The organism is Saccharopolyspora sp., from assembly GCF_017434145.1.
Taxonomy (GTDB): domain Bacteria; phylum Actinomycetota; class Actinomycetes; order Mycobacteriales; family Pseudonocardiaceae; genus Saccharopolyspora_C; species Saccharopolyspora_C galaxeae.
In genome coordinates, this window is the sequence record NZ_JAFRFW010000203.1 from 1 (window position 1) to 9,317 (window position 9,317).

Annotated in this window: 6 protein-coding genes and 1 pseudogene; 2 read left to right on the forward strand and 5 right to left on the reverse strand. The window is 70.7% G+C overall.

Going from position 1 to position 9,317, the window contains the following annotated elements; genetic code table 11:
* The 3 genes and pseudogenes from IJH84_RS05620 to uvrA all read right to left on the reverse strand — a co-directional run.
* Nucleotides 1-518: pseudogene (locus tag IJH84_RS05620) on the reverse strand (hypothetical protein); the annotation flags it as partial.
* Nucleotides 519-991: 473 nt separating this feature from the next.
* The gene (locus tag IJH84_RS05625; protein ID WP_295141109.1) at nucleotides 992-2,005 is read right to left on the reverse strand and encodes a radical SAM protein; all 1,014 of its coding nucleotides are present in this window, start codon (nucleotides 2,003-2,005) and stop codon (nucleotides 992-994) included.
* Between the two features lie 291 nt (nucleotides 2,006-2,296).
* The gene (gene uvrA, locus IJH84_RS05630) at nucleotides 2,297-5,158 is read right to left on the reverse strand and encodes an excinuclease ABC subunit UvrA (RefSeq protein ID WP_295141112.1); all 2,862 of its coding nucleotides are present in this window, start codon (nucleotides 5,156-5,158) and stop codon (nucleotides 2,297-2,299) included.
* Nucleotides 5,159-5,708: 550 nt separating this feature from the next.
* On the opposite strand from uvrA, the gene IJH84_RS05635 reads away from it, so the two are divergent.
* Complete coding sequence (locus IJH84_RS05635; RefSeq protein WP_295141115.1) at nucleotides 5,709-6,482, forward strand: maleylpyruvate isomerase family mycothiol-dependent enzyme; 774 nt, start codon at nucleotides 5,709-5,711, stop codon at nucleotides 6,480-6,482.
* A 35-nt stretch (nucleotides 6,483-6,517) separates the two neighbouring features.
* On the forward strand, nucleotides 6,518-7,183 hold the full coding sequence (locus tag IJH84_RS05640) for an MBL fold metallo-hydrolase (protein ID WP_295141118.1): 666 nt from the start codon (nucleotides 6,518-6,520) through the stop codon (nucleotides 7,181-7,183).
* 284 nt (nucleotides 7,184-7,467) lie between these two features.
* Here the strand turns inward: IJH84_RS05640 and IJH84_RS05645 are convergent, their stop codons facing one another.
* The gene (locus IJH84_RS05645) at nucleotides 7,468-8,391 is read right to left on the reverse strand and encodes a metallophosphoesterase (RefSeq protein WP_295141122.1); all 924 of its coding nucleotides are present in this window, start codon (nucleotides 8,389-8,391) and stop codon (nucleotides 7,468-7,470) included.
* A 137-nt stretch (nucleotides 8,392-8,528) separates the two neighbouring features.
* A partial coding sequence (locus tag IJH84_RS05650; RefSeq protein ID WP_295141125.1) for a nucleotide-binding domain containing protein occupies nucleotides 8,529-9,317 on the reverse strand: 789 nt, incomplete at its 5' end.

Sequence of the window (9,317 nt, forward strand, 5' to 3'; positions counted from 1 at the left end):
CCCGGCACTGCGATCAGCACGCCGAGGGCGGTGCAGACGCCGGCGACCCCGACCGCCGCGACCGGCGCTGCCAGCGCGAGCAGGCCGGAGACCACGAGCAGCCCGCCCACGACCATCGTCTCGTTCAGCACCGCGTCAAGCGCGTAGGCGGTGCGAAGCTGCTCGGCGGGCAGGATCCCGGGCCAGCTCGCCCGGATCACCGGCGCGGCAGGCGGGGCGCTGCCTCCTACCCCGATCGCTGCCGCGAGCAACAGCGCCGGACCGGCCTGCGCGGCCAGCGCCAGCACCGTTGCCGCGCAGGCCAGGACGTGCACGACCAGCAGGGCGAGCAGCACCGCGCGCGGCCGGAAGCGGTCCACCAGCCTGCCGGAAACCGGCACGCACACCGCCAGGGCGACCGAGAACCCGGTCAGCACCAGGCCGCCGATCGCGTAGCCGTGGGCGGCCGCGGCCGCCAGCAGCAGGCTCAGGTTGAGGATCGGCGGGGCGATCCGGGTCAGCGCGACCGCGGCGAACAAGCGGGGAACTCCCCGGTGTCCGAACAACGCTCGATAGGCCCGCATACGCCCCCAGATCTCTGCGCCGGCCTTCCCCGGTGGCCTGGTCCCCAGTGCTTCGTTGCCGGCCTTGTCTCGTTCCCCGGCAGTGCCTTGATCCCCGGCGATGCCCGGTTCCGGGAGGCACTTCGTTGCCGGCTGAGACCTGTTCCCGGCTGCCCCGTGCCTGCTGCCCCCGTCCCGGTCCCGCAACGGCCGGTTCCCCAGTTTCCGGTCGGCGTCCGCGGTTGTCCCATCGACAGGCCGGAGTCGTTCAAGATCACCCGCACGGGTCCGAGCGGCGCCCGCGGCAGAGCAACCGGGGCGCCGCTCGGCACGGCCCGCCTCAGCGAATGCCTTCCGGCCAGGACGGCCACGCCATGACGATCACCTCCTCCCCCGCTCGCGGGGACACCGAACGCGCCGGTGCGGCGCGTTCACGCCGGAATCCGCCGCTACGGCGCGAAGGCCGGGCGGCGGTCGATGCGGGCGCGGACCTGCTCGGAACCGAAGTGCCGATCGAGCGTGCGGGCGGCCTCGGCCCACTGCTGGACGGTGCGCACACCGGAGAGGACTTCGACGACGAAGGGGTCGCGGCGGCGCTGAAGCGCACGCTGCCAGAGCACGTCGCCCGGTTCCGACAGCAGCGTGCCGACGGTGCCCTCGTAAACGGGCATCGCCCGCACCGCACCGTCGGGTTCGACCTGGACCACGGGCAGCTCATCCGGTGCGTCCGGTCCCATCCGCAGCTCGAGGTTGTCGGTGCAGCTGACCTGCACCGAATCGGGCGCCAGCGACTGCAGGCGGCGCGGCAGTTCGGCACCGCCGAGCGCGGACATCTGCCCTTCGCTCAGCAATTCGTGCTCGCCGAATCCGGTGCGACTGGCCAGCCCGGCGGGGACCACCGCGCCGAATTCGAGCGCGCTCAACCGCGGGAATCGCGGCGCGATTTCCGTGCAATACCGCTCCAGCTGGTCGAAATTGCTCCGCAGCACGACGCCGTCGACGCCCATTTCGGCGCGCGCGCCCGATTCGATGGCGCTATCGAGCATGGAAAGCGCGGACATCGCCGCGGCGAACGAGCCCGGTCTGCCCCGGATGCGGTCGTGCACCTCTGCAGTCGCGCCGTCGAGGCTGACCACCACGGTGTCGCAGACGCGCAGGAGTTCGCCGACCATCTCGGCCCGCAACGACCACCCGCCGGTGAACAACGCGACCTGCACACCCGCGGAGCGCAACCGCGCTGCCACCTCGAAAATGCCGTTGACCAGCAACGGTTCGCCGCCGGCCAGCGCGACGGACTCCGGACCGAGTTCGATGATCGCGTCGGTGACGCGCAGCAGACCCTCCCGGCCGAGCCGCCGCGACGGCCTCCTGCCCGACTCCGAGTAGCAGTGCACGCACCGCAGCGGGCAAGCGTAGGTGACGTCCCAAATCACTTTCTGCGGACCGGCCGCCGAGCCGCTCATCATTCCCTCCGAACCATTCCGCAACGCGCCGAATCAGCGCGCAAGCCGAACCGGCGGAAAACCGTGCAGACCTGTCAGACACAGAGAATACGAGCGGGAAAACCGCGCAACAATACGCTGAACGAATGAGGAGAACGGCGACGAAATACAGCGCAATGCAAATGCAACAATAATCCTGAATCATGCACAGCAGGATGCATCACTGCAGGCCGGGTGAACGCCGCATTCCGGTGCGGTCGGGCAAGAACCCGCGCCCCGGCCCGCGGTGTCCCCGCGAGCCGGGACCGCGGCTCAGCTCTCCGCGAGCATCGGCGCCAGGAAGCGGCCCGTGTAGCTGCCGTCCACCTCGGCGACCTGCTCCGGGGTGCCCTCGGCGACCAGCTCGCCGCCACCGGAACCGCCCTCCGGGCCGAGGTCGAGCAGCCAGTCAGAAGTCTTGATGACGTCCAGGTTGTGCTCGATCACGATCACCGTGTTGCCCTTGTCGACCAGCCCGTTGATCACGCCGAGCAGTTTGCGGATGTCCTCGAAGTGCAGCCCGGTGGTCGGCTCGTCGAGCACGTAGACGGTCTGGCCGGTGGAACGCTTCTGCAGCTCGCTGGCCAGCTTCACCCGCTGCGCCTCGCCGCCGGACAGCGTCGGCGCCGGCTGGCCCAGCCGCACGTAGCCCAGCCCGACGTCCACCAGGGTCTTGAGGTGCCGGTGGATCGCCTTGATCGGCTCGAAGAACTCCGCGGCCTCCTCGATGGGCATGTCCAGCACCTCGGCGATGGTCTTGCCCTTGTAGTGCACTTCGAGGGTCTCGCGGTTGTACCGCGCACCGCCGCACACCTCGCACGGCACGTACACGTCCGGCAGGAAGTTCATCTCGATGCGCAGCGTGCCGTCGCCCGCGCACGCCTCGCACCGGCCGCCCTTGATGTTGAACGAGAACCGGCCCGGCTGGTAGCCGCGGACCTTCGCCTCGGTGGTGGCCGCGAACAGCTTGCGGATGTGGTCGAACACGCCGGTGTAGGTCGCCGGGTTCGACCGCGGGGTGCGCCCGATCGGCGACTGGTCCACCTGCACCAGCTTGTCCACGTGCTCCAAGCCCTTGATCCGGGTGTGCCTGCCCGGGACCTGGCGCGCGCCGTTGAGCTTGTTCGCCAGGCTCGACGCCAGGATGTCGTTGACCAAGGTGGACTTGCCCGAGCCGGACACGCCGGTCACCGAGATCATGCAGCCCAGGGGAAACGACACATCGATCTTGCCGAGGTTGTGCTCGCGGGCACCGACCACGGTCAACTGCCGCTTCGGGTTGCGCTCCCGGCGGCTCTGCGGCAACGGGATCCGCTTGCGGCGGGCGAGGTAGTCGCCGGTCAGCGACTCCTCGTTGTCCAGCAGCTGCTTGTACGGGCCGGAGTGCACGACGTGGCCGCCGTGTTCACCGGCGCCCGGCCCGATGTCGACCACCCAGTCCGCGCTGCGCACGGTGTCCTCGTCGTGCTCGACGACGATGAGGGTGTTGCCCAGGTCGCGCAGCCGGCTCAGCGTCTCCAGCAGCCGGTGGTTGTCCCGCTGGTGCAGCCCGATCGACGGTTCGTCGAGCACGTAGAGGACGCCGACCAGGCCGGACCCGATCTGCGTGGCCAGCCGGATGCGCTGCGCCTCACCGCCGGACAGCGTCCCGGCCGCGCGGTCCAGCGACAGGTAGTCCAGGCCCACGTCCAGCAGGAACCCCAGCCGGGCCTGCACCTCCTTGAGCACCCGGCCGGCGATCATCTCCTCCCGGTGGCCCAGCACCAGGCCGTTCAGGAAATCCGCGCAGTCCTGCACGCTCAGCGCGCTGACCTGCGCGATCGAGAGCTCGCCGCGATCGGCGCCCTGCATGGTCACCGCGAGGATCTCGGGCTTGAGCCGGGTTCCCTCGCAGGCCGGGCAGGGCACGTCCCGCATGTAGCCCTCGTACTTCTCGCGGGCGTAGTCGGACTCGGTCTGCTCCAGCCGCCGCTCCAGGAACGGGATCACGCCCTCGTAGGAGGCGTAGTAGGAGCGCTGCCGCCCGTAGCGGTTCCGGTAGCGCACGTGCACCTGATCGCTGGTGCCGTGCAGGACCGCCTTCTTCACCTTCGTCGGCAACCGCTTCCACGGCGTGTCCATCCGGAAACCGACCGACTCGGACAGCGAGGTCAGCAGCCGGGTGAAGTACTCGGCGGTGTGCCCACCGGCCCACGGCGCGATGGCGCCATCGCCCAGCGGCAGGTCCTCGTCCGGCACGACGAGCTCGGGATCGACCTCCTTGCGGATGCCGAGCCCGGCGCATTCCGCGCAGGCGCCGTAGGGCGAGTTGAACGAGAACGAGCGCGGTTCCAGCTCGTCCACGCCCAGCGCGTGCCCGTTCGGGCAGGCCAGGTGCTCGGAGAAGCGGCGCTCGCGGTTCGGGTCGCCCTCTTCGACGTCGACGAACTCCAGCACCACCAGCCCGTCGGCCAGCCGCAGCGCGGTCTCGATCGAGTCGGTGAGCCGCTGCTTGGCGTTCGCCTTCACCGTCAGCCGGTCCACGACCACGGCGATGTCGTGCTTCTCCTGCTTCTTCAGCTTCGGCGGCGACTCCAGCTGGTGCACCTCGCCGTCCACCCGGGCGCGCGCGTAGCCCTGCGACTGCAGCTGCTCGAACAGGTCGACGTACTCGCCCTTGCGGCCGCGGATCACCGGGGCGAGCACCTGGAAGCGGGTGCGCTCCGGCATATCCAGCACCTGGTCGACGATCTGCTGCGGGGTCTGCTTGCTGATCGGCTCACCGCAGGTCGGGCAGTGCGGGTTGCCCGCGCGGGCGTAGAGCAGCCGCAGGTAGTCGTGCACCTCGGTGATGGTGCCCACCGTGGAGCGCGGATTGCGGCTGGTCGACTTCTGGTCGATCGACACCGCGGGCGAGAGGCCTTCGATGAAGTCCACGTCGGGCTTGTCCATCTGCCCCAGGAACTGCCGCGCGTACGCCGAGAGCGACTCCACGTAGCGCCGCTGGCCCTCCGCGAAGATGGTGTCGAATGCGAGGCTGGACTTGCCGGAGCCGGACAGCCCGGTGAACACGATGAGGCTGTCGCGCGGCAGGTCGAGGTCGATCCCGCGCAGGTTGTGCTCACGGGCGCCGCGGACGACGAGGCGGTCGGCCACTGTGATCCCTTCGGAGGTTCTCGCCGGTTCGGTGCAGGCACGCCCGGACACCGCGCCTGCGGGCGGTACCGGTCACCGGTGGGACTCGGAGTGCTTCCCCAGCCGAATGGTCCCACCGGGGGCCGTGCCGGTTCCGCGACCCCGCCGGGGCCCGGAAGCCGCGCTCGCGGACCGCCGGTACCGGCCCGGTGTCCCGGGTTGACGGCAGCCGGGCCGAACCCGGACATCTCGGGCCGGACATCCGGTTTCGGAACATCCCGGCCGGGCCGGTCGCGGTGCGTCCCGGTGACGCTCGGACGTCGCCGCGCCATGCTAAGCCGAGGCACCGACAATTCCTGGAATCCCGGACTCGTCCCTCGTCACACGGCTCTCGCACGCACAACGCGGGCGGCCGCGGCGGGCATTCCCGGCCCGGCGGCGCCTGCCCCGCCCGCCGCGACGATACGCAAATTCCCCCAGAATGGGCACTGTCGGCCCGGCCACGTCTGCCCCTACCCTCGGACACCCCTCGTGGGTCCGGAAATTCGCTGCACAAGTCAAGGAATTGCCGATGGCTGACACCGTCCTCGGCGCCGGCGGCGCGCACGCGCCCACCGGAGCCCCGCAGCCGACCGAACAGGTCACCGCCGCACTGTCCGCGATCGAACGCAGCACGCAGCACCTGCTGGCGACGGCCGAGGCACTCGACGACGCGAGCGTTCGCGAGCCGAGCCTGCTGCCCGGCTGGCGGCGCTCGCACGTGCTGACCCACCTCGCCCGCAACGCCGACGGCCTGGTGAACCTGCTGACCTGGGCGAAGACCGGCGCGGAGCACCCGATGTACCCGAGCGCCGCGGACCGGGCCGCGGACATCGAGGAAGGCTCGGTGCGCCCGCACCGGCTGCTGGTGGAGGACCTGGCCGCCGCGCACGGCCGGTTCGCGCACGCGGTTCGCACGCTGCCCGCGTCGGCATGGGAAGCGGAGATCGATGCCGGCGGCGAGCCGATGCCCGCGCGTCACGTGCTGCGCAAGCGCCTGCTGGAGCTGTGGGTGCACTCGGTCGACCTGGACTGCGGCCTCGGGTTCGACGAGATCCCCGGCGCGGACGCCGAACAGCTGCTGGAAGACGTGGTGCAGCGGTTCGGCGGCCGCTCGGACGTGCCCGCGGTGACGGTCGTGGCGGACTTCGCCGACGGGCGCACCCGCTCCTGGGAACTGCGCGGCACGACCTCGGTGCCCGCCCAGGTGCGCGGCACTCCCGGCGCGCTGCTGGGCTGGCTGCTCGGCCGGGAACGCGGCGAGCAGCTGGAAGGCGAAGTGCCCGACCTGCCGACGTGGCTGTGAGCCGCACCTCGCGCAATACCGATAGGGTTCGCGGCGTGGAGTACACCGGACACGTGGAACCCGGCGGAGCGCCCGCCAAGCGGGTGCTGGACGCGCTGACCGTCACGAAGCTGTCGGTCGGCCCGATGGACAACAACGCCTACCTGCTGACCTGCCGCCGCACCGGCGACGCGCTGCTGATCGACGCGGCGAACGACTCGGAGCGGCTCGCGGACCTGCTCGGCCACGACGACGACCGGCCGCGGCTGCGCACCATCGTCACGACCCACCAGCACCCCGATCACTGGCAGGCGCTGGGACCGGTCGCGGGCCAGACCGGCTGCTACACCGTGGCGCACCCGAAGGACGCGGCGGAGCTGCCGGTGCCGCCGGACCGGCTGGTCGAGCACGGCGAGACGGTGCAGGTCGGCGAGTCCGCGCTGGAGGTCATCCACCTGCGCGGGCACACCCCCGGCTCGATCGCGCTGCTCTACCGCGACCCGGCCGGGCATCCGCACCTGTTCACCGGGGACTCGCTGTTCCCCGGCGGGGTGGGCAAGACGAACTCGCCGGAGGACTTCCGGTCGTTGCTGGACGACGTCGAGAACCGGGTGTTCGCGGAGCTGCCGGACGACACGTGGTTCTACCCCGGGCACGGCGACGATTCGACGCTCGGCGAGCAGCGGCCGCAGCTCGCGCAGTGGCGCGAACGGGGCTGGTGAGCCGCACACTTCCGCAACGGGGTCGTCCGCATCGGCGGGCGGCCCCGTTTTCGTCGTGCGAGCCCGTCTCGCACGTCAGCAGCGGCCGCGCAGCGCGTGCGACGAGGCATGTGACTGAGCAGACCGCGCAGCGGCACTGACACCCGAGCTGAAGTTAGCCTACCCTTACTTTCATGAAGATCTGGTGAGAACACCCGCGAACAGCAACGACGACGTCCTGCCGAGACCAGCCCGGGGTGCGCGAACGGCGCACCCCGGGCCGAGGCGGGCTCACCGGTACGGGTTCACAGCGACAGGTCGACGGTGAAGTCGTCGCCCTGGTCGAAGTAGTTCGAGTCGTCCAGCGACGGCGAGTAGGTGTCGACGATCATCTTGTTCGCGTCCACGTCGAACTGCAGCAACCGCAGGTAGCCCAGGCCGCCCTCGTCGGCGCTCTGGTAGTCGGCCAGGATCTCGGAGACCTTGCGGCCGCCGCCGAGGTCCTTCTCGTTGTGCGCGACGCCGTGGTTGTGCCCGCACAGCACGGCCTTGACGTTGTCGTGCGGCTTGACGATCCGGTCGAAGATCTCCTGGCCCTGCTGGTCGTAGGAGCCGTCGGTGTTCAGGTAGGCGTGCACGTTGACGATCGCGGGCACGTCCGGGTGCTCGGCGAGCACGCGCTGCGCCCAGGCGAAGTCCTCCTCCTGCATGTCCCAGGTCAGGTACAGCATCATGACCTGCTTGCCGCCGACGTCGACCAGGTCGAAGTGCTGGCGGTTGTCCTCGCGCTGCTCGCCGTAGACCGGGGAGTCCGCGAAGCGCTGCTGCCCGAAGTAGTTCTCGTAGTTCTCGCCGCCGCGGTCGTGGTTGCCCTCCACGACGCCGTAGGGCAGCCCGGCCTCGTCCAGCTTCTGCATGCTGGCGTCGGCGTTCTTCCACTGGTTCTCGAGCAGGGCGCTGTCGACGATGTCGCCGGTGTGCGCGGCGTAGCCGATCTTGCGGGCCTCGGCGTTCTCGGCGAGCCAACGGGTTTGGTTGTCGAAGTGCTCGGGGTGGCTCGCGGAGTAGTACTGCGTGTCCGGCAGCCAGGCGATCGCGGAGTCATAGGTGCTCGGGTCGGGCAGTTCGTTGGCCTTGGTCCCCGCGAAGGCGGTGGGCGCCGCCAGCGCGGCCACGGCGCCGAGCGTGGTCGCGGTGAGGGCGATGGGCAGACGGCGGTGCGGTTTCACGGCGGCTCCTGGATCTCGGCATCGGGCGGCCTCATCGTTGCGCCGGTACGTGTAGATCGTCCGAAACACGGACTTCGGAGCAGTGAACCACGGTTAAACACGAAATACATTCGCATTTTTCCCGGAGGGTCGGGACCTCAGAACGCGCGCACGGCCTCCAGGACCTCGACCAGAGTCGTCGGGGAACCGACGTTGCCGGGGACGACGGCGTAGGGCAGCCCGTCCGGGGCGAGGTCGTAGATCGAAACACCCGGCAGAACCTGGCCGCGCACCACCGCCGAATCGGCGCCGAGACCGCTGGTGGCGACCTCGGCGGAGGTGATGCCGCCCTTGGCGACCACGACCGAGACCGCACCGGCCAGCCGCCGCACGGCCGTGGTCAGGCCCGTCATGACCTGCCTGCCGTGGTCGAGCGTGCCGTGACCCGCCGCGCGCACCCGCTCACTGCTCAGCACCGCGACACCGCCTCCGAGCTGCTGCCGCAGCGGGCCGACCACCTCGTCGGCCGCCCGTTCCGGATCGTCGATCGCGGTTTCGGTGCTGAGCACGACAGGTTCGCCGGTCCGCCCGGCGAGCTCGGCGAGCTGGGCCGTGGCCGCCTCGGTGTGCGAGCCGCACACCACCAGCACCGGCCCGGCCGGGCGCTGGATCGGGGTGGTGAGCAGACCTGGACTGACCGCGTCGGCGCAGCGCGCCGCCAGCGGTGCTCCGCAGCGCACGACCACCGCGCGTCCGGCCTGCTCGGCTTCGCGCAGCCCGGTGTGGATGAGGTCGACGTCCTGCTCGGTCACCGCGTCCGGAACGACGACCGAACCCGCCGGAGCTTCCAGCAGCGCGCGGGCCACTCCCCCGGATGCGCGCACCTGCGCCCGGTCCACGGGCACGCCGACGCGGTCGCCCTTCTCCGCGACGTCGTCGGCCAGCGC